Raw genomic sequence first — 21,795 nt, forward strand, 5'->3', positions numbered from 1 at the left:
TTCATATTTTCAAATCTGCCCTAAAACAGGTGATCGGCGTCATGAGAATCCGTCGATTTCCTGCTGAATCCAGCAATCGCCTGCCAGTAGTTCATCCGACAACTCCGAGATAAAGCCCGAGCGCTGCGAACTCTCTTCATAGCGATGAACTTATCGGCATTGGCAGCATCAGTAGTAATGCGAACTACCACCGACGATAGAAGAGGATTGCGCGGTCAATTTCATCGACTGCTTCGATACGTGTGGATGATTTGCTTAGTAGTTCAAAAATAATGAGGTAAATAATGAAATTTGACATCCTTTCACTTTCTCGCACTCAGTCCCGCGCCGCGGGGCCATCGGCTGAAGTTCACAATCTGAGCGCGGTATTTCGTCTCACAGGCACCCCGGATGGCGAGCGCCTCACGCAGGCAGTCGCGCTGCTCGCACAACACTGCAAACCCTTGCGCTGGCGCATGGTGCATGGCGAGGACGGGCCGCGCTATCTGCTTCACGAGACAGCGCTCGCCGAACTCGAGATCATCGATATCGAGCACGCAGACGAAGTCAGTGCGACACCCATCATCGAAACCCTTTGCGCACAGCCGTTTCGCATGGACGCGGGCGCGCCCTGGTCCATCACGCTGCTTCTCGGCAAGACTCAAAGCTTTCTGGTGTTCGCCTGTCACGAGAGTTTGCTCGATCGCTTCTCGCTCGAACCTTTGTTCGCGGCGATTTCCCACGCATACAACCACGGCGCCTTGCCCGCCGATATCAGCCTCGACCAGCAAGCCGTGCTGGACGCCGAGCATGCGTCGCTCGAACCGGAGCAGTGGCGTCGCGACCTCGCATTCTGGGTGCGCGAACTGGGCGATGGCGCGTTCGCATGGCAGCCGCCTTCGATAGAAGGCGAAACGGGTGAATCGAGCTTCACCGTGCCACTCGGCAAGGCGCTTTCCGGCGAACTTCGGGAGCAGGCACGGGCGCTTGATCTGAGCATCGAGTTTTTGCTGCAAGCGGCGCTTCACGTAATGATGCAGAAGCTTGCGCGCCAATCCGTAGTCGTCACGGCGCACCATCGACGTGGCCAGCGGCAGTCTCTTGGACAGATCGGCTACGACGAACGGGTGCGCTTCATTCGCAGCGACTTCGAGGAGGGCATGACACTGCGGCAGTTTCTGCTGCATGCCAGGTCCAGGTTCGCATTGGCCGACTATCACGCGAACATCCCCGCCGGCGATGTGCTCGACGAACTCAAGCGCGTGCATCAGGAGTACGACCGCGCCACGACCGTGCTCATCGAGCGCGAGTCCATGCCGTATGGCGCACTTCGTCTGGACGGCCACGCAAGCACGTTCCTCGCGCGCTTCTGCCGCAGGCCTGAGCGCGAGGACACGGCCATCTACATGCGCATGGACGACGCAATCTCGTTCGACGTGACCGTGCGTCATCACGAATCCGCGCACGGGCTCGCCCTTGCGCTCGAGCATTATGTGGCGCTGCTGGCGACGCTCGCGGCACAACTCGACACACCCGTCTCTCAGCTCGACTTCGATACCCCCGGACTGGCTTCGCGCCGGCGGGAATGGTCGCACGGCGCGGCGCTCGCCATCCCGCCGCGCGACGTGCTCGCGCAGTTCGACGACATCGCGCGCCGACACGCCGACACGCTTGCCGTGAGCGGCCTCGATGCGTGCTTCACTTATTCGGAAGTCGCTCGCGGGGCCGCGCGAATTGCCGATGCCCTGACGCCGCATGTCACAGCGGACGCGCTGGTCGGCATTTGCGTTGCGCGCGGCGCGCGCATCGTGCCTGCAATCTTCGGTGTACTGGCGGCGAACGCAGGCTATGTGCCGCTCGACCCGCTCATGCCCGAGGAGCGCCTGCGCTTCATGGCGGCCGATGCGAAGCTCGCCGCTGTCATCACCGACGCCGCCAGCGAGGCCCGCGTGCGCGACACGTTCGAATGCCCGGTGCTTCGCATCGAAGACATGCTCGCGCCGGCAGAGCCCGGCACGGCTGTCACTGCGCTATGCCGCGACGCCGATCCGAGACACGCTGCGTACGTCATCTACACGTCCGGCACCACGGGCCAGCCGAAGGGCGTCGTGATCGAGCGCGGCATGCTCGCACACATGATCGCATCGCTCGAGGGGCGTTATGACCGTGGGCCGGGGGCGCACTGGCTGCAATTCGCGTCGGTCAATTTCGATGCGAGCGTGCTGGAGATCTTCAACCCGCTCACGCACGGCGGACATCTGATCGTCGCGCCCGATACGGTTCGGGCAGACCCGTCCGCGATGTTCCAGTTTCTCGCCGACGAGCGCATCACGCATGCGTTTCTTCCGCCCGCGGTGCTGCGCCTGCTGCCGCGCCGCCCGCTACCGGCTCTGAAGACGATTCTCTGCGGCGGCGAAGCCAGCGACGACGACACCGTCCGGTTCTGGTCCGCCGTGGTGCGACTCTCGAACATCTATGGTCCGACCGAGGCCACCGTGCTCGCGACGGAAAACACGTTCGGCGGGCGCAAGCTCGCGAATGAATTGGGACGCCCGCTGCCGGGCTACGCCATTCATCTGCTCGACGCGCAGGGGCGCGGCGTGCCGCTCGGCGGCATCGGGGAGATTTGCATCGGCGGGCCATCGGTCGCGCGGGGCTATCTGCGGCGCCCGGAGTTAACGGCGCAGAAGTTCATCGACGACGCCGACGGCTCCGGACGCATCTATCGCTCCGGCGATCTCGGCCGCTTTCTGCCAAACGGCGATATCGAATTTCTCGGCCGCAACGATTTCCAGGTGAAGGTACGCGGCTATCGCATCGAAATCTCCGAGGTCGAGCATGTCATCGCGGCTCAATCCGAAGTGAACGCAGTCTGCATCGGCACGTGCGCCCATCAGGGAAATATCGCGCTCGTCGCGTGGTACGGCGCGAGCGGACTGGCCCCCACGGAATTGCGGCGACGCCTCGAAACGCGTCTGCCGTCGTACATGGTTCCGGCGTTTCTGGTTCCCGTCGATGCCTGGCCGCTCAATCTGAATGGCAAGGTGGACCGCACGCGGTTGCCGGCACCCAACGCATCGTCAGCGCACGCGGCCGGGCGCGACTTCGATACGCTCGAGCGCGCGGTTCAGACAGCGTGGGCCGTCACCCTGGATGTGCCCGTCGAATCCATCGACGAACGCAGCCATTTTCTCGATGCGGGCGGGCATTCCCTGCTCGCCACGCTGGCGTGCAAACGCATCGGTGAAGCGCTCGGCGCGAACGTGAAGCCCGGACTTCTGCTCGCGCATCCAGCGTTCGACGCGTTCTGCCGTGTGCTTCGCGAAGGGCTCGACGACCACGACGCATTGCCGCCTCTTATCCCCGATGTCGAAGCGCAAAGCGGAGTGCCGGTCATGAGCGGCATCGCCCAGGCAATCGTTCACCGAGCCCGCCATGCCCCCGCGGACAACGCGTACAACATCGTCGTGCGTGCCGATTTCAGCCGCGAAGTGAATCCCCTTGCGCTGCACGCGGCGCTCACGCGGCTATTCGCGCGCGATCCGCTGTTCCGCGCACGCGTGGCGGATATCGACGGCGGCGTTCGGCTGATGCCGGCCGCCGCTGGGAACGTGCCGATCCCGCTCGAAAGCGCGACCGCGGAAAGCATCGATGCGCAACTCGACGCCTGCCTCGCCTCACCCATTCGGCTAGCGGAAGGGCCGGCCTGGCATGCGCGCATGCTGCTCGACGTCGAAAGCGGCGTGAGCACGATGCTCTTCACCATCCATCACGCTCTGTTCGACGGCTGGTCGCTGAAGTTGCTTCTCGAGGAACTTGCGGCGCTCTACGAAGGGAAGCCGCTCGATGATCGCGCGCTGAACTGGTTCGATTACTGCGCGTGGATGTCGCGCATACGGGACTCGCAGCCGGTTGCCCGCGCCCGGGCTTACTGGTCGGACAAGCTCGCGGGCGTGCCACTGCGCGTCGACTTGCCGTTCGACGCCAGCACGCGTGCGCGGGACGCCAATCGCGCGTTGACGATACAACTGACGCGTGAGCAGACCGACAAGCTGCGACGTATCGCGCAGGCGCGCAACACGACGCTCTCGCCGGTGCTCTTTGCACTGCACCTGATGTGGCTGTGGCGTCTGACCGATCAAACCACGCTCGCGAGCGGCTACCCGCAGGCCGGACGCGACGTTCCCGGCAGCGAGTCGCTATACGGCATGCTGGTGTCCATGGCCGTCATGACCATGCACATCGATCCGCGCGAGCCCTTTGGAGATCTTGTCTCGGCCGTGCAGGCGCAGATGCTCGCGGATCGCGACCATCTGCTGGCTACGCCGTACGAGGCGGGTGTCGCGGACATCGGTGCGGTCAACACGCTTTTCAGTCTGCAAAGCGGAATCGATCTGAACGGACGCATCGGCGAGGGCACCGTCACCGTCGAAGAGTTGCCTTCACGTACTTCCAAAGCCGATATCTCCGCGATCTTTTATACGAATCCGCAGGGCGGAATCGACGGCCGCCTGGAATTCGATGGATCGCTCATCGAGCCGCAAACGGCCGAACGCATGACCGAAGTGCTCGCGACGCTGATCGACGCCGCAGCAAACGAACCCGACGCACTAGTCGGCGAACTGTCCTGGCTGAGCGAACAGCAGCGCGCGCTCGTATGTGGCTTTTCGCACGGTGGACCGGCGAACGAAGCGCCGACTTCGATACCGGCGCGGTTCGCATCGGTCGTCGCGCGCTTCGGCAAGCACATTGCCATCAGGTTCAACGATGAAACCCTGCACTATGACGAACTCGACGCGCTCAGCGACCGGATCGCGCAGCAACTGCTTGCACGCCTTCCGGCGGGGTCATGCGTCGGTCTTTCCATGGCGAAAGGGCCACTTCTGGTCGCCGCAATCATCGGCGTACTCAAAGCAGGCTGCGCCTACGTTCCACTCGATCCTTCCTATCCAGCCGAGCGGCTGCGGCACTTCGCTGCGAACTGCTCGCTGACTGCATGCATCGCGGATGCGCAAGGTCGCGCAGGACTCGCCGCCGCGGATCTCGCGCATCTGCACTGTGTCGATGCCGACGAACTCGCGCGTGATCGATCAGCCATGCCGCGCGCACTGCCGACGGTCGCGCCCGAGGCGCTCGCTTATGTCATTCACACTTCCGGCTCCACGGGCAAGCCCAAGGGCGTGCTGATCGAGCATCACAGCGTGGTGCGGATGATCGATGGCGCCGCGCCGCTTCTCGAATATGGCCCCGAATGCATCAGCACACTCGTCGCGTCGACAAATTTCGATGCGAGCGTGCTGGAGATCTTCATCGCCCTGCTCCACGGCGGCACGTTGGTCATCGCAACGGAAGACGCTCGACGCGATCCCGACATGCTGCATCGCTTGGTCGAACGTGAACGCGTCACGCACGCCATTCTTGCCCCCGTGCTGCTGCAGGGCTTGCCGAAGCGGCCACTTCCCGACCTTCGGATGCTCGCGTTCGGCGGCGATACGCTTGACGAAACCGCCGCGCGCTGGTGGGCGGCACATACGCGCCTGCTTTCACTCTACGGCCCAACCGAAGCGACCGTCATGGCGACCGGTGGCCAGATCGAGCCGCACGGCCGCATTCGCGTGCTCGGCAAGCCCTTGCCAGGCTACGAGGTGTATGTTCTGAACGCACAGGACCAGCTTACGCCGCCTGGTTGCGTGGGCGAAATCTGCATCGGCGGCGAAAATCTCGCGCGCGGCTATCAGAACGAGGCCGCCCTCACCATGAGCCGCTTCGTGCCAGATCCCGTCGCCGGCAAGCCTTACGCGCGCATGTATCGGACGGGCGATCTGGGCCGCTATCTGGCGGACGGGACGATCGAGTATTTTGGCCGCAACGATGCACAGATCAAACTGCGAGGCTTTCGCATCGAACTAGGCGAAATCGAGAGCCAGCTGGCGAGCGTGCCTGGCGTCGAATGCGCCGCGTGCGCGGTTCACGGCGAGGGCGAGCAGCGCTACATCGCGGCGTACTATGTGGCGCGGCCCGGGGCGCGAATCGATGAAGAGATGCTGCGCCGGCAGATCGCGGCGACATTGCCAAATTACATGGCGCCCGCGCGTTACATAGCGCTGACGGACTTGCCGCTTTCGGGCTCGGGCAAGATCGATCGAAAAGCGCTGCCGGCGCCGTCCGCGATGTCGAACGGCGAGCCGCCGCGAGCGGGCCTCGAAAGCGAGATCGCCGCTATCTGGTGCGCGCTGCTCAAGCTCGACCAGGTGAGCCGCGAAGACGATTTCTTCAGACTTGGCGGCAACTCGATACTCGCCATGCACATGCACGCGCGGGTTCGTGCCGAAACCGGTCTCGAGTTCGCGATGGCCGCTTTCTATCGCACACCGACGATTGCCGGATTGACCGCGAACGACCGCGCGGACGATATCGATCGCGCTGTGGCCGATGCCGCCGCGCCGCTCGCCGTGATCGACACGACCCTGCCCGCGTGGCACGAGCGGAATGCGTCGGCCATCGACAGCGTGATACTGACCGGCGCAAGCGGATTCGTCGGCATTCATCTACTCGACGAGTTGAGCCGGCGAGTGGCGAAAGTGTTCTGTCTGCAACGCGCCGCCAGTCCAGCGGACGGACTCGCTCGCATCGCCAAAGAAGGACGGGCGGCGGGACTGACGATCGACTTCTCGCGTGTCGAAGTGATCGATGCCGACCTGAGTCACGCCGGACTTGGACTCGCCGCTGCCGAGTGGCAACGGCTCGCCGAGCAAGGGGATGCCATCCTGCACTGTGGCGCGCTCGTGCATCACCTGCATGGCTACGGCAGTCTCAAGGCGACAAATGTCGGCGCAACGGAAGCGCTGCTGCGGCTGTCGCTCTCCGTGCGCAAGAAACCTGTGTGCTTCGTCTCGACCATGTCCGTGCCGATGATGCTCAAGGATGCGCAACGTGTCGAGGAGCGTATCGATGCGGCGCGCCCGCTGTCCGACAATGGCTATCTGCTGAGCAAGTGGGTGAGCGAGCAACGCGTGGCTGCGTACAGCCGCGCGTACGGTTTGCCCGCAACCGTCGCGCGCGTGGGCAATGTCACGGGGCATAGCGAAAGCGGCTTCAGCAACTATGAGCACAATCACTTCTGGCTGTTCAATCAGGGCTGCGTGCAACTCGGCGCCTATCCGGCGACAGGGCAAACCGTCGAAATGACGCCGGTCGATGTGCTTGCCCGCGCCCTGTGCGCGCTCGCCTTGCATCCGCGTGAAGGTCTCTCGGTTGCGAATCTTCAGAACCCGGAAAGCATGGGGCAGCAGGAATGGTTCGAAGCACTCGGCAGATCGGGTCTCAGTGCGCGGCCGGAGGCGCCTGACGCGTGGAAGCAGCGGTTCGCCACGATCGATTCGGCCAACGGGCTCGCGCTCCTGCGCGACTTCTATACGGGCGATCTGACCTGGCACGACATGCCTGTCGAGCAGATTGGCACTATTAGCCGCCTGGCGAGCGCCGACGTGAGTCTCAGCGTCGACTACTCGAGGCTGATCGGGGTTTATCTTCGCTACTTGCGCGCTGAAGGCTTCCTGAACGCCGATACGCGCGGGACGAAGGCGGCAACACTTGTAAAACGCGACTGCGCGCCTTGACGCAGGGTCGCTGGCGGCTGTCGCTGCGGGAAGCGCTGCGAGGGAGGTCCCTTGCAGCGTTTTTTCCACGCTGCATTCGTTCCCGATGCCTCGAAAAAGCTCGATGACGCTTAGCCGCCCTTCACGCCCTGCGTGTTGACGTACAGCGAATAGAGCCCGTGGCTCGCCGCCATGAACAGCCGATTGCGATGCCGCCCGCCGAAGCACACATTCGCGCAACGCTCAGGCAAATCGATATGTCCAATCGCTTCGCCTTGCGGCGTGAACACGCGCACGCCGTCGAGTTCAGCGTCGCCCATGCCCCAGCCGCACCACAGGTTGCCGTGGATGTCGACGCGAAAGCCGTCGGGCGTGCCGGCCCCCGCATCGATCAGAAGACGCGGCTCGCCGAGCTTGCGGCCGCCGTCGAGCACGTCGAACGCGTAGATCGTGCGCGGCGTCGAGCGCGATTCCACCACGTACAGCACCGACTCATCCGGCGAGAACGCGAGACCGTTCGGGCCGACGAAAGCGTCGATCATCATCGTGATCTCACCGCTCTGACCATCCACGCGATACACGCACGGCTTGAGTTGCGCTTCGTTCTTCTCGCCTTCGTAGAAGCCATCGATGCCGAAGCTCGGGTCGGTGAACCAGATCGAGCCATCCGACTTCACGACGACATCGTTCGGCGAATTGAGCGGCTTGCCATCGAAACGATCGGCGATGACGGTGATGGAGCCGTCGTACTCAGTGCGCGTCACGCGTCGCGTGAGATGCTCACAGGTCACGAGACGCCCTTCGCGGTCGCGCGTGTTGCCGTTCGCATTGTTCGACGGCTTGCGAAACACGCCGACCTGGCCGCTCTCTTCGTCCCAGCGCAGGATGCGATTGTTCGGAATATCGCTCCACAGCAGATAGCGGCCATCGCCGAACCAGACCGGCCCTTCGGACCAGCGCGCGCCCTGATAAAGACATTCCACCGATGCCGCTGCGATGCGCAACGCGTTGAAACGCGGGTCCAGTACGCGCACGGCGGGATCGGGATAGCGGCGCTCGGTGTTCGTCATGCTTTTGTGTCTCCAAGGGAAAGAGCGTGCGCGTGGGCGTCCTGACTATGCAGCCATCGCTTCGAGGGCGGCAAGCGACTTGCGCATGCCGTTGAAAATACGCTCTGCCACGCGAGGTGGAAAATCGCCCGGTAATTGCGCCGCGACTGCATCGATGACCGCGGGCGTCCGCTCGACGATGCGCCCGATGATCGGTTCGGCGCTTTCTCCGAAGCCGCATTTCAGCGCCATCGCGTTGAAGTGCCGCCGCTGAATCTCGCGAAACGCGTAGTGCCGGGTCTTGCCGGATATCGCCATTGCGAGCCTGGCCTTGTACCAGGACCATTGATTCGCGCCATCGCCTTCCACCGGCCAGATCGACATGACGTCGTAGAGCGGCGTGAGGCGGTATTGTCCGCCTCTGAGCAGGTGAATGCTGAAGTTCTTCGCGTGGCCGTCCGGCGCGGCGAGCAGCCAGAACAGAAGCTGCGCCGTCACCAATGTTTCGATGTCGCGGCGCGCATCGCTCGATTGCTGCAGCACGCGCGCGAGATCGAGCACGCCCGGACCGCCGTCCTGTTCGTACTTTTTGTGCGGCGGCAAGGCGTTCACCTGACAGAAATCTTCCTGCGGCAAACGCAGAATCCAGTTTCCCGCTGGATGCAAACGCCGGTCGAAGCGCTCGACGACGAGCACGCGCCGCTCACCGAACGTCGCGATGTCCGCGTTCGCGACCGGCAGGCCGAACGTGTGCAGAATGCGCATGCAAAGCCATTCGTTTTCGACGGACGTCGTGAGATCGGCGCGGCGATTGCCGACGAGGCCGAGCGGCAGCTTGAGGATGTGGGTCGTCGGAGTCGCGTTGTGCGGCCTGAGCCAGCGGCCATCGTGCCGCAGCAGCGCCGTCTTTTCCTGCGCGCCGGCGAGCGAGATGCGGAAATCGTCATCATCGTCCGTGCCGAAGGGCGCGCCGCCGGCGACCTGGCTCAGCAGGTTCTCGATGTCATTGTCGGTAAGCGGCGTGCCTTCGATCGTTTCGACGCCCGTGGGCGATTCGTCTTCCGCGAGCAATTGCACCGCACCCACGCAGTCGCGGCCAATGGCCTGCAGCAAGTCGAAGGCATCGAGGCTGTCGGTCTGGAAACGCTGCGCGATGCGCCGCCGGATCGCCTCGCTGTCGGGAAGCAGATTGTCGAAGTAATTGAGCACCGCGTCGCCTTTGAGCGGCGCGCCGTCGAGCCGGATCGGCAGCGACAGTGAAAGCGGGCGCACCTCGTCCGAGCAAACCCAAGTGTCGTCGTAGACGAGTTCGGCCTGACCGCGCACAGGCAGACGCCACGTCGCCACGCGCTGACCGTTGGCCCAGACGGACAATGCCCGCGAATGAGGCCGACGTCCGGGCATTACCACCCCGCCTCGTTCGCTTCGATCAGGGAATTGTCGGGCCGGTCCTGCACCAGCAACTGAAGACCGTATACGCCGAACAAAGCGAGCAACTGATCCAGCGTCAGCGCGCCGGAATCGCGTTCGAGCGTCGATATGCGGCTCTGACTGATGCCCAGCCGCGCCGCCGCCTGGGCTTGCGTCAGTCCGGCGCGTTTGCGGCCAGCCGCGAGCACGTGGCCCATCTGACCGATCGTTGCGATGACTTGTTGCATGGCGGACGTATCTGTTTGGCGAATAAATGCACTTTATTTGTCAAACAGATATTCGTCAAGAAATCTCTTTGGCGAATAAACGACGTTTATTCGCCAAAGAGATAATTCAACTCACCCTCAGTTCGGGCCCAGTTGCCCGTCCCTCAATCGCCAGAGCGACAGCGGATTGTCATCCGCGAGCGACTCGGGCAACAGCGCCGCCGGCAAGTCCTGATAGCACACCGGCCGCAGGAAGCGTTCGATCGCCATCGCGCCGACGGACGTCGAGCGGCTGTCGGACGTGGCCGGATACGGCCCGCCGTGCACCATCGCGTAGGACACCTCGACGCCAGTCGGAAAGCCGTTCGCGAGAATCCGCCCGGCTTTGCGCTCCAGCACCGGAAGAAGCCGCCGCGCGAGTTCGACATCGTCCTTTTCCATCAGCAGCGTCGCGGTGAGCTGACCTTCGAGACGGCGCGCGACCGCGATCAGCTCGTCCTCGTCGCGGCACACGACCACCACCGACGTCGGCCCGAAAATCTCCTCCGCCAGCTGCGGCTTCGCGAGAAACGCCTCCGCGCTCACGCGATACAGCGCCGGCAGCGCGCCGCTCGACGCCTCGCTCTTCGTGCCGGTCGCGATGCGGCTGGCCGCCCCGTCGCGGTGCTTGACGCCCTCTTCATACGCCGCCGCGATGCCCGCCGTGAGCATCGTCTGCGTGCTCTTCTTTTCGAGCGCGGCCGCGGCGTTGTCGATGAAGTCATCGAGATCCGAATCCGCGAGCCCGATCACGAGGCCCGGATTCGTGCAGAACTGGCCGACGCCCAGCGTGACCGAATCGATATAGCCCGTCGCCAGCGTATCGCCGCGCGCCGCCAGCGCGCCCGGCAACGCGAACACCGGATTGACGCTGCTCATCTCGGCGAAAACGGGAATCGGCACCGGCCGCTTCGACGCGATATCGACGAGCGCCAGCCCGCCGCGCCGCGAACCCGTGAAGCCGACCGCCTGGATCGCCGGATGCGCGACCAGCGCTTCGCCGATGGCATTGCCCGCGCCGACGACGAGCGAAAACGTGCCCTCCGGCAAGCCGCTGTCCGCGACCGCCTTCTGCACCGCGCGCCCGACCAGTTCCGACGTACCCAAATGCCCCGGATGCGATTTCACGACGACCGGACATCCCGCCGCGAACGCCGACGCGCTATCGCCGCCCGCCACCGAAAACGCCAGCGGAAAGTTGCTCGCGCCGAACACCGCGACCGGGCCGACGGGAATCTTCTGCAAACGCAGATCGGAGCGCGGCAGCGGCTTTCTGTCCGGCTGCGCGGAATCGAGCGTGGCGGCGAGCCAGCGGCCCTCGCGCACGAGCGACGCAAACAGGCGCAACTGCCCGACCGTGCGAGCGCGCTCGCCTTCGAGACGCGCCTTCGGCAGCGCGGATTCGGCCATCGCGCGTTCGATCAGCGTGTCGCCGAGCGCGATGAGGTTGTCGGCGATCGCTTCGAGAAACTGCGCGCGCGTCTCGAAAGGCGCGTGGCGATAGTCGTCGAAAGCGGCATCGGCGAGTTCGCACGCGCGCGCGACTTCCGCCGCGCCGCCGCCGCCGAATGCGGGCTCCAGGTCGGCGTTGCGGGCGGGGTCGAACGCGCGGAGCGTGGCGTCGGTGCCCCGCACGGCCGATGCGCCGATCAGCATGTCTCCGGTGATCTTCATGTCAGCTCCTCATCTCTGTTGGCGATGGGCGGCAGGCCTGTCGCGCGGCCGCCCGCTAAAGCGAGTGACCCGCAGCCCGCGCAAGCGTTCCGCGCGAGACGCGCGAACCGCCGTCGACGAAGACGAAGCAAGCGCGGTGCGCGGTCGAAGCCGAGTCGACAACCGGTCCGTCCGGCGACGCAGAAACTATAGGCGCGACCCACCACTTATCAAAGATTGCGCTTCAGGACTTCGGCACGGGCGTCGCGTGCTTCTTGAACGTGATGTGCGCGATGCGCCGCACCAGCAATACCGCCACCAGCGCCGCGACGGCCGTCAGCATCACGCCGATGTGGATCGACTGCACGAGCGCATCGCGCGCGGCGTCGAGGAGCGCGGCGGCATCCAGGCCGGCCGAGGTCAGCTCGGCGAGGACGTGCTCGCGCAACGCTTCATCGACGAGAATGCGCGGGTCGGACAGGCGCGGCAGCCATTGCGCCGAGGTCGCCGGGCCGAGCACGCTGACCGTGCGCGTCACGACGCTCGCATAGTGATGCGCGACGATCGTCCCGACGATGCTCGTGCCCAGCATCCCGCCGACCATGCGCGTCGACTGCAGCAGCGCGGTCGTGATGCCGAAGCGCTCGCGCCCCGCGATTTCCTGTCCGAAGACATTCATATTGTTCAGGACGAAGCCGAGGCCGATGCCGATCGCGGCCATCGGCAATTCGATCCAAAGATGCGGCGTCGACTCGCGCGCGAACGCCAGCGCCACCGACGCGAGCAGCAGCAGCGTGAAGCCGATCGAGAGAATGTTCACCGGCTTGCGCATATGAATGACGATGCGCGTGTTGATGAAACTGCCGAGCGCGATGCACGCGGCGATCGGCGTCGCGAGCAGGCCCGCGGCCTGGGGCGAAAGCCCGAAACCGCCCTGCAGCAGGAGCGGCGCGAAAAAAATCAGCGAAAACATCACGAAGCCGGCCAGAAACGACAGCGTGAAGAGCGTGTTGAGTTGCGGATCGCGGAAGATGTCGAGCGGGATGATCGGATGCGTCGCGCGCCGCTCGCAGATCAGGAGCGCCACCGCGCACACCGCCACGCCGATGCCCAGCGCGATGTTCGCGGTCGTGAGGCCGTCTTTCGGCAACGCCTCGATCAGCGCCTGAAAGCCGCCGAGCACCAGCGCGACGAGCGCGGCGCCGGTCCAGTCGATCTTCACGCCGCCTTCGCGCGGCCGGTGCAGATTCGGCAGATGCGACCAGATGAAGTAGAGCGCCGCCGCGCCGACCGGCAGATTCACGAGGAACGTCGAGCGCCAGCCCCAGTGCTGGCTCATCCAGCCGCCGAGCGACGGCCCCGCCGCCGTGCCGATGCCGTAAGCGGCCGCCAGCACGACCTGCCAGCGCACGCGGGTGCGCGGATCGGGAAACAGATCGGGAATCGATGCAAACGCGGTGCCGACCATCATCCCGCCGCCGACACCCTGCAGGCCGCGCGCGAGCACGAGAAACAGCATGCTGGGCGCGATCCCGCACAGCACCGAGGCGACCGTGAACACGATCACCGCCGCGATCACGAAGCGCTTGCGGCCGAAGTAGTCGCCGAGCCGCCCGAACACCGGCACCGTGACGACCGACGCGAGCAGATAGGCGCTCGCGATCCACGCATAGAACTCGAAGCCGTGCAGTTCCGCGACGATCGACGGCAGCGCGGTGCTGACCACGGTCTGATCGAGCGCGACGAGCATGTTGACGAGGCCGATGCCGAGCATCGCGTAAAGAGCGGTTCTGAACGGTAAAGCGGGCGGCGTTTGAGTCACGGTCGGGCGGGCTGGCTGGAGAAGTGCTAAAAAGAGGTCGCGCCGGCGCTTTTTAAGCGGGCGCTGATGCCGAAGAACCACGAATTGTACGGCCTGCCTTGCGCTGGATCGACTTATCGAAAAAAAGCGGCGTCGAGGCGGAAGATGCGCGCTCTATGATGCGAAGTCATGAGGCGCTGGGCGCGCCGTACGCCAATCGATCGTTTCAGGGGAAAAAACCGCCATGTTCAAACGCATTCTCGTCGCTATCGACGGCAGCCGGACTTCCGGGCGTGCCTTCAGCGCCGCGCTCGATCTCGCCGTTACGCATCAGGCGGTCGTGCAGCCGTATTACGTCGTCGAAGGCAGCCCGATGTACCTCGACGTGCCCGGCTACGATCCCTCTTCGCTGCACGCGAGCCTGATGGAACAGGGCGCGTCGCTCGCGCGCGAGGCCGCCGATCAGATGAAGGCGCGCGGCGTGAGCGGCGAAGTCGTGACGGTCGAGGCGACCGCGAGCGACGATGTCGCGACGCTCATCATCAAGGCTGCCGACGCGTTCAACGCCGATCTGCTGATCATGGGCACGCATGGCCGCAAGGGCTTTCAGCGGCTGATTCTCGGCAGCGTGGCCGAAAGATGTCTGCGTCAGGCAACGTTGCCGGTGTTGCTGATTCCATCGGCGGCGGAGCCTCGCGAAAAAGCAACCATATAAGGTAAAAAAGTTTGATCGATGCCCTGACCGCGTCAATTTTTCACGCGGTCGGGGCGGTGGCCTATGGGACAATCGTTTTGTCATTCATCAACAAAACGAGCCCAAAATGACCGCCCTGTCCGATAGTTCCCGCGCGCGGCGCAATTCGGCGCACTGCTCGACCTGTGCGATGCGGCATCTCTGCATGCCCGAAGGCCTCTGCGCCAACGACATCGCGAAACTGGAGGACATCATCTCCATGACGCGCAAGGTCAAGCGCGGCGACACGCTGTTTCGCGCCGGCGACCGCTTCGATTCGCTGTTCGCGGTGCGCTCCGGATCGATCAAGACGGTCATCACGCACGACGGCGGGCGCGAGCAGGTCACCGGCATGCTGCTCGCGGGCGACGCGCTCGGTTTCGAAGGCATCGAGGAAGGTGCGCATATGTGCGACGCCATCGCGCTGGAAGACAGTTCGGTCTGCGTCGTTCCATATTCGCTGTTCGAGCGCATGTGCCGCGAGACCGACGCGCTGCAAAAGCGCCTGCATCGCATGATGAGCCACGCGGTGAATCGCGAGGCGAGTCACGTCGTCAGGCTCGGCATGCTGCGCGCGGACGAACGTGTCGCGCGACTGCTGCTCGATCTCTCATCGCGACTCGCGAAGCGCGGGTACGCATCCTCCGAATTTACGCTGCGCATGACGCGCGACGACATGGGCAGCTATCTCGGCATGACGCTCGAAACTGTGAGCCGCACGCTGTCGCGTTTCGACAAGGCGGGCCTCATCGAGACGCAAGGCAAATTTATCCGCATCCGCGACTTCGACGCCCTGCGCGCCGTCTGACGGAACGTCGCTTGCGATTATTGCGCCTGCGCGAATAATCGCCGCCCATATTTCAGTTGGCACGCGGTTCGCTACGGTTTAGTCTCTTTGGTTCGGCCGAACGGGCGCTGCGGCGTTCGCTTCGGCCGATGCGAAGCTACTGGCCAGCCACGGAGATTGGGCGACATGAACCGCGAACCTTCCCTGCGACATCCGCTGCTCGAGCGCCTCGCCGAAGCGCGCCGCGTCACCGACGAGATTTTCGACGTAATCAAGCCCGAACACCTTTACGACAGGCCGATCGCCGAGCGGCATCGCATCGTCTTTTATATCGGGCATCTCGAAGCCTTCGATCGCAATCTGTTCGACCAGCGGCTGTTCGACCTGCCGAGTCCGAATCCCGCCTACGACCAGTTGTTCGCCTTCGGCATCGATCCGGTGGATGGCGGACTGCCGACCGATCAGCCGGCCGACTGGCCATCGCTCGATGAAGTGCGCACGTATCGGCAAACGGTCCGCGCGCTCATCGATGCGTGCTTCGATCCGAACGAAATCGCCGCCGCGCCGCTGTCCGCCGACGAATCGCCCGCGCAACTGCTCGAAGTCGCGATCGAGCACAGGCTGATGCACGCCGAAACGCTCGCGTACATGCTGCATCAATTGCCGGTCGATAGAAAAATTGCACCGGCGAATGCGCGTTCCGAGCGCACTTCCGATCGCGAACTGAAGCATGAAACCGTGCGCGTGCCGGCGGGCAGCGCGACGCTCGGCCTGACGCGCGAAAGCGGCCGCTTCGGCTGGGACAACGAGTTCGGCGAGGAACGCATCGACGTGCCCGCGTTCGAAATCGACCGCTATATGGTCACGAACGGCGAGTATCTGCGCTTCATCGATGCGGGCGGCTACTGGAATCGCGAATATTGGGACGACGCCGACTGGGCATGGAAGGAAGACGAGCGCATCGCGCATCCGGCCTTCTGGATTCCCGGCGACGGCGACGACGCGCCAGACGCGTGGAAGCTGCGCACGATGTTCGACGAGATCGCGCTTCCGCCCGACTGGCCCGTGTACGTGAGCTACGCCGAAGCGAAGGCGTACGCGCGCTGGGCGGGCAAGTCATTGCCGACCGAAGCGCAATGGCAGCGCGCGGCGTCGGGCGCGCCGGGGGTCGCGGAAGGCAACTTCGATTTCCGCCGATGGGACCCGTCGCCGGTGCAGGCGTATCCGGAAAATCGCAGCGAATTCGGCGTCGAAGGCCAGTTCGGCAATGGCTGGGAATGGACCTCGACGGAATTCGGCCCGTTGCAAGGTTTCGAGCCGTTTGCGTTCTATCTCGGTTATTCGGCGAATTTCTTCGACGGCAAGCACTTCGTCATCAAGGGCGGCTCACCGCGCACGGCGGCCTGCATGTTGCGGCCGAGTTTCCGCAACTGGTTCCAGGGGCATTATCAGTATGTGTATGCCGGGTTTCGTTGCGTGAAGAACTCATAACGCGTAGCTGACCCTCACACGTTCGCCGGCGCGCCGCATTGGCTACAGAATTTCGCGCCCGGCGCCAGCGTCGCCTTGCATGTCGAGCAGGCTTGCGGGGCAAATGAAGTCGCGCACTGGCTGCAAAACCGCGAGCCAGCGGCATTGGCTGCCCCACACTTCGGGCAATCGATGCCAGGCGGCGCTGGCGGCGCGTTCGGCGCTCTGCCCCACTCTTCGTTCGAGTGGCGAGTCCGATCATCGCCGTATCGTCCATGCGAGCCGCCATGACCGCGATCGTGGCCGCTACGGTTCTGACCACCGTGGTGGCCCCCAAACATGCGTTCAAGCCAGCTCATGACTTCTCCAGTTTTGAGAATATCGCTTTCGTTCGCTTTGCTTATTTCCTAAGCAAGCGCAATCCGTTACCCACCACCAGCAGACTCGCGCCGACATCGGCGAAGACCGCCATCCACATCGTTCCGAGTCCGGCGAGCGTCAACACGAGGAAGACAGCCTTGATCCCGAGCGCGAGCGAGATGTTCTGCACGAGAATTCCGTGCGTGGCGCGAGACAGGCGAATGAAGGAAGGAATCTTGCGCAGGTCGTCGTCCATCAAGGCGACGTCCGCCGTCTCGATGGCCGTGTCCGTGCCCATCGCGCCCATCGCGAAACCGATGTCGGATTGCGCGAGCGCCGGGGCATCGTTGATGCCGTCGCCGACCATACCCACCATCGAGCCGCCTTTCGAGAGCTCTTTCACGATGCGCAGCTTGTCCTCGGGCAACTGATCGCCTTCGGCGCGGTCGATGCCAACCTGATCCGCGATCGCCTTGGCGGTGTGCGGGTTGTCGCCGGTGAGCATCGCCGTTCGCACGCCAAGCGCATGCAGCTCGGCAATGGCGTCCTTGCTGCTGTCCTTCACCGTATCGGCGACTGCGAACAGTCCGAGCACGCGCTCGTCGTCGATCAACATCACCACCGTCCTGCCCGCGCGCTCGAGCGTGTCGAGCCGGGCTTCCAGCTCCGTCGAGCAGCGCGCGAGCTCTTCGACGAGACGATGATTGCCAAGCGAATAACGCCGTCCGGAAACGACGCCCGCGACGCCGCGGCCCGCAAGCGCTTCGAAGGCCTCGACCGGCACGCGCGCGATACGATCCGCGTCGGCCTTCTGCGCGATCGCCATCGACACGGGATGGTCCGACCGCCCCGCAAGGCTGGCGGCGACAGAACGAACCCAGGTGCTATCGACGTGTGTCGCACGAAGCTCGAATTCCGTCTGGACCGGCTTTCCGTGCGTGATGGTGCCGGTCTTGTCGAGCGCCAGCCACGCGAGCTTGCGACCCTGTTCGAGATACGTGCCCCCTTTGACCAGAATCCCCCGGCGGGCCGCGGAAGCCAGGCCGCTCACGATCGTGACCGGCGTGGAAATCACCAGCGCGCACGGACAGGCGATCACCAGCAGCACGAGCGCCTTGTAGATCCAGTCGAACCACGCGCCCGCGAAAAGCAGCGGCGGAATGACGGCGACGCCCACGGCGATCAGGAACACGATCGGCGTGTAGACACGCGCGAACTGATCGACGAAACGGTGCGTCGGCGCTTTGGCCCCTTGTGCTTCCTCGACCGCGTGAATGATCCGGGCGAGCGTCGTATTGCTCGCCGCAGCCGTCACACGGTACTCGAACGATCCTGCCTCATTGATGGTGCCGGCGAACACGGGATCGCCCTGCGCCTTGTCGACCGGCAGACTCTCGCCTGTGATCGGCGCCTGATTGACAGTCGAACGGCCACTCACGATCTCGCCGTCGAGCCCGATCCGCTCGCCCGGCCTGACTCGAACGACGGCGCCGGGCGTGACTGTCGCGGCCTCGACTTCGACCCACGAACCGTCGGGTTGTCTGATCGTCGCCTTGTCGGGTGCGAGGCGCATGAGACCCTGAATGGCATTGCGCGCGCGGTCCAGCGACTTCGCCTCGATCAGCTCGGCGATCGTGAACAGAACCATCACCATCGCTGCCTCTGGCCACTGCCCGAGCACTGCTGCGCCCGTCACGGCAATGCTCATCAGCGCATTGATGTTGAGATTGCGATTGCGAATCGCGATCCAGCCTTTCTTGTACGTTCCCAGGCCGGAGCAGGCCACGGCGACAAGCGCGAGCGCCGCCACGGCCCAGACCGGCGCGCCAGCCCAACTCGCGGCTTCGGAACCGGCAGCGGCGGCGCCCGCTACCGCGAGTGGCCACCAGGCCTTCGGTGTTGCCTGCGCGACCGGAGAGTTCGCTGACGCGCCACCGTTGTTGGCAAGTTCGGGAGCGAATCCGAGCGTGCCCAGCGCCTTGACGATCGCATCGAGGCTGTCCGGCTCGTGGACGACCGTCAGGACTCGCTGCATCAGATTGAACTGAAGATCCGACACCTCCGGCATGGCGCCGAGCTTTTTGCGGATGAGCGTCTCTTCGGTCGGGCAGTCCATCTGCAGAATGCGCATCTGAGTGCGGATCGAATCGCCGGCCGCGACGGACCCGGCAAGCGTCTGGAAGGCCGCCGGATCAGCGCCGCAGCATGAACCCTCCGCCGCGTGCGCATGTTGGTGATCGTGCGCACGCATTCTCGTCGCCGTCTCTTCAAGTCCGGGTGCCATGCTTCTGTCCTTTGTGTACTGTATGCTCCCAGTACACACCTTGAAGCCACTTCAAGGTCAAGAACTTTTTTGCAGTGAGATGCCGCGATGAAAATTGGCGAACTCGCGAAACTGGCGAAATGCACGACCGAGACGATCCGGTTCTATGAGAGAGAGGCGCTGCTTCCGCCGCCCGACAGGACTGCCGGGAATTACCGAAGCTACAACTCCGGGCACGTCGATCGCCTGCGTTTCATCCGCAATTGTCGAGCGCTGGACATGACGCACGATGAAGTGCGAGCGCTGCTGGCGGCCTCCGATGGACCTGGCGGTACGTGCGAAAGCGTCAACGCGCTCGTCGACGAGCACATCGCGCACGTGGACGCGCGTATCGCTGAACTGACTCAACTGCGCGAGCAGCTCGCGACGCTCAGGAATCGCTGCGGCGAGGAAGCGCCGCTCGAACAGTGCGGCATCGTCGAAGGTTTGACATCGATGGAGACCGTCGCGCCAAAGGCGCGTGCGACTCACCTGGGTTGATGCGGATTGGCATAGGGGACGGACGGCCATAGGGCCCTTACCCTTACCACATCATCCGACATGCGGGTCCGCACCGGGTGGTTCGGGACGTAGAGGTTATGAGCGTCGGGGGAAACGCAGCCGGTCGAAGTGTGCGAGGGTCAGCACGCGCTTGAGTCGTCGGTCGCTGTTGCGCCATTAGCAGCGACTGTTCGCCGCCCCTTGGCGGGCAACCTCATGCAGTGCCCCCAACGCGCGTAGCTCCCGGTAGATGGTAGTGCCGCGACGCCAGTGCTCAAGCTTGACTTCGCTCACCGTTATCAACTCGCGGCGAGACTTGCACCCGCAAGCGCACGCAGATAGTAAAAAAGCCCGCTTACTGAGCGGGCTGGGACTGGGTTCGCGGGAACGGTCCTATCGCGGATGCGCTCCCTGGTCAATCAATGCACAGCGTATGGGCCGGTGTAGGTGATCGAGCCGAGCATAACGCCACCTCCTATGCTATCGACTAGCCCCTCACCCATTCCACGCAAGAGGACAAAGGCTTTCGCGCTTGCCCCGAGCGCGGTCGCGAACAAGCCGGGATTGAACATCCACGGAATCATGGCTCGCTGATCAATCCCTGCTATGAAGCCTGAGACGTTTTCCGTAACGAGAAGTCCTGCGCCCGCATCAACATAAATCGTCACCCCTGCGAAGTCCTGTGGCTTCAACTCAGATTCGCAGAACCGATAGACGACGCCACCGCCTTGAAAGTCTGTCGTCGCGCCCGAACCGCTTACCGTGCCTTTACGCGGCAATCTGATATCGGGCAGTCGAAGACTCTTCGGTATGCGAGTGCTCAGACCAACGCCCGCGCCAAGCCCTGCATAACGAAATGCGTGGAGCTTCTTGCTGGGATCTCGCAGAACAAACTTGCCGCCCGAAAGCAGCAGATCACCAATTGAAGTCGCGGCAGACCCAGCCGTTTCATATTCCCAATCACTTGATTTAATCATCGTCGCCCCACCGATGTTGGTTCGTGCGCATACCGTATAGACCGCCTATGATGAAAACCGCAGAGAACGCCGTGAGAAACGTGTGGACGCCCCAGATGCTCAACTCGTTATTCACTCTCGCTTGAACACGCGGAGTCGTCCTATATCTGATCTCGACGCGATCACCTACCTCTGTACGATACGTAGTGCTTCCCGCGAAAGACGATCGTCTGCCGTCACTCGTGGTGAATTCGATTTCAGGATGAAAGCCCCCGGCGTTGAGCTTGACCACCGTGCCCCACGTGACGACAGAATAAAGTCGAAACTCCAGCGTCGACGGCAGAAAGGGAAGCTGAAGCGCAAAAAATGCGCAGCCGATAATCACGGTATCCCAATTGATTTTGGTTCGATCAATCTTGAACATGTTTAGTCATCGCACATCCGGTAAAGAACAGTCGCAACGCCACACGCGACGCCCTCTATGCTCTGTGGAGTGTATTCACGCTTGAATTCCTCAAACGAGATCACAACATTTTCGAAATGCCCATATGCGGTTCCATAAGGCACGATTCGATGCACCATGACCTTTTTCATGAATATCTGAAGCGTCGGCTTAGGCGGGATGATCTTGCCGAGCGGTGTCGTCGATGACTGCGCATTGGGAGCAAGAACGGTTAGAACACCTTCCGACGCCACGGTGTTCTGCAAAAGCATTTGCAGCAGACTGCTTGATGCCAAGTTGACACGCTGTACGAAGTTCATATTTTCGATGGTCGCGCGCTTGTGGCGCGATTCGCCACGAGCATCTTGGTGCATCTCCCATTGCCAACTCAGCACGTCGATCTCCCCGACGTGTCCGGCGGCTGCCGCCTCACCCTTCACGCCTGCAATTTTCATAAAAATATTCGTGTCACTCATTGCTGTTCCTTC

General features: G+C 63.5%; 15 protein-coding genes. 5 read left to right on the forward strand and 10 right to left on the reverse strand.

The genetic code is table 11. The annotated features are described in order from the left end of the window. Positions 1-284: 284 nt before the first annotated feature. Positions 285-7,598 (forward strand): non-ribosomal peptide synthetase, encoded by a 7,314-nt coding sequence (locus tag AWB80_RS14875; RefSeq protein ID WP_087131288.1) that lies wholly within the window; start codon positions 285-287, stop codon positions 7,596-7,598. Between the two features lie 110 nt (positions 7,599-7,708). On the opposite strand, the gene AWB80_RS14880 is transcribed toward AWB80_RS14875, so the two are convergent. The 5 genes from AWB80_RS14880 to AWB80_RS14900 form a co-directional block, all read right to left on the reverse strand. After that, complete coding sequence (locus tag AWB80_RS14880) at positions 7,709-8,647, reverse strand: SMP-30/gluconolactonase/LRE family protein (protein WP_061175424.1); 939 nt, start codon at positions 8,645-8,647, stop codon at positions 7,709-7,711. Between the two features lie 45 nt (positions 8,648-8,692). Further along, positions 8,693-10,030: a type II toxin-antitoxin system HipA family toxin gene (locus AWB80_RS14885; RefSeq protein WP_061175425.1), complete on the reverse strand. Its 1,338-nt coding sequence runs from the start codon at positions 10,028-10,030 to the stop codon at positions 8,693-8,695. Next, positions 10,030-10,284, reverse strand: coding sequence for a helix-turn-helix domain-containing protein (locus AWB80_RS14890; protein ID WP_061175426.1), 255 nt, complete (start codon positions 10,282-10,284; stop codon positions 10,030-10,032). The genes AWB80_RS14885 and AWB80_RS14890 overlap by 1 nt, the downstream gene beginning before the upstream one ends. A 117-nt stretch (positions 10,285-10,401) precedes the next feature. Further along, positions 10,402-11,976 (reverse strand): aldehyde dehydrogenase (NADP(+)), encoded by a 1,575-nt coding sequence (locus AWB80_RS14895; protein WP_061175427.1) that lies wholly within the window; start codon positions 11,974-11,976, stop codon positions 10,402-10,404. A 223-nt stretch (positions 11,977-12,199) separates the two neighbouring features. Next, a complete protein-coding gene (locus AWB80_RS14900; protein ID WP_061175428.1) occupies positions 12,200-13,729 on the reverse strand; it encodes an MFS transporter in 1,530 nt (509 codons plus the stop codon). A gap of 271 nt (positions 13,730-14,000) precedes the next feature. Here AWB80_RS14900 and AWB80_RS14905 point away from each other — a divergent pair, with 271 nt between their 5' ends. From AWB80_RS14905 to AWB80_RS14915, 3 genes are all read left to right on the forward strand, one after another. Then, a complete protein-coding gene (locus tag AWB80_RS14905; protein ID WP_061175429.1) occupies positions 14,001-14,471 on the forward strand; it encodes a universal stress protein in 471 nt (156 codons plus the stop codon). A 106-nt stretch (positions 14,472-14,577) separates the two neighbouring features. Beyond that, positions 14,578-15,297 (forward strand): helix-turn-helix domain-containing protein, encoded by a 720-nt coding sequence (locus AWB80_RS14910; protein ID WP_087131289.1) that lies wholly within the window; start codon positions 14,578-14,580, stop codon positions 15,295-15,297. 165 nt (positions 15,298-15,462) lie between these two features. After that, a complete protein-coding gene (locus AWB80_RS14915) occupies positions 15,463-16,767 on the forward strand; it encodes an SUMF1/EgtB/PvdO family nonheme iron enzyme (RefSeq protein WP_061175532.1) in 1,305 nt (434 codons plus the stop codon). 14 nt (positions 16,768-16,781) lie between these two features. Here AWB80_RS14915 and AWB80_RS14920 read toward each other — a convergent pair whose 3' ends face one another. Together AWB80_RS14920 and AWB80_RS14925 are read right to left on the reverse strand one after the other, a co-directional pair. After that, a complete protein-coding gene (locus tag AWB80_RS14920) occupies positions 16,782-17,105 on the reverse strand; it encodes a zinc-ribbon domain-containing protein (RefSeq protein WP_087131291.1) in 324 nt (107 codons plus the stop codon). A 41-nt stretch (positions 17,106-17,146) separates the two neighbouring features. Then, positions 17,147-19,390: a heavy metal translocating P-type ATPase gene (locus AWB80_RS14925; RefSeq protein ID WP_087131292.1), complete on the reverse strand. Its 2,244-nt coding sequence runs from the start codon at positions 19,388-19,390 to the stop codon at positions 17,147-17,149. 87 nt (positions 19,391-19,477) lie between these two features. On the opposite strand from AWB80_RS14925, the gene cadR reads away from it, so the two are divergent. Then, complete coding sequence (gene cadR / locus AWB80_RS14930) at positions 19,478-19,909, forward strand: Cd(II)/Pb(II)-responsive transcriptional regulator (protein ID WP_061175432.1); 432 nt, start codon at positions 19,478-19,480, stop codon at positions 19,907-19,909. 419 nt (positions 19,910-20,328) lie between these two features. On the opposite strand, the gene AWB80_RS43265 is transcribed toward cadR, so the two are convergent. From AWB80_RS43265 to AWB80_RS14950, 3 genes are read right to left on the reverse strand one after another with little or no spacing between them, the layout of a single operon-like run. After that, complete coding sequence (locus AWB80_RS43265; RefSeq protein ID WP_143328047.1) at positions 20,329-20,886, reverse strand: hypothetical protein; 558 nt, start codon at positions 20,884-20,886, stop codon at positions 20,329-20,331. Next, positions 20,879-21,289: a DUF3592 domain-containing protein gene (locus tag AWB80_RS14945; protein ID WP_061175434.1), complete on the reverse strand. Its 411-nt coding sequence runs from the start codon at positions 21,287-21,289 to the stop codon at positions 20,879-20,881. The genes AWB80_RS43265 and AWB80_RS14945 overlap by 8 nt, the downstream gene beginning before the upstream one ends. A gap of 2 nt (positions 21,290-21,291) precedes the next feature. After that, positions 21,292-21,783, reverse strand: coding sequence for a type VI secretion system tube protein Hcp (locus AWB80_RS14950; protein WP_061175435.1), 492 nt, complete (start codon positions 21,781-21,783; stop codon positions 21,292-21,294). Positions 21,784-21,795: the final 12 nt, after the last annotated feature.

The organism is Caballeronia pedi, assembly GCF_001544915.2.
GTDB lineage: Bacteria > Pseudomonadota > Gammaproteobacteria > Burkholderiales > Burkholderiaceae > Caballeronia > Caballeronia pedi.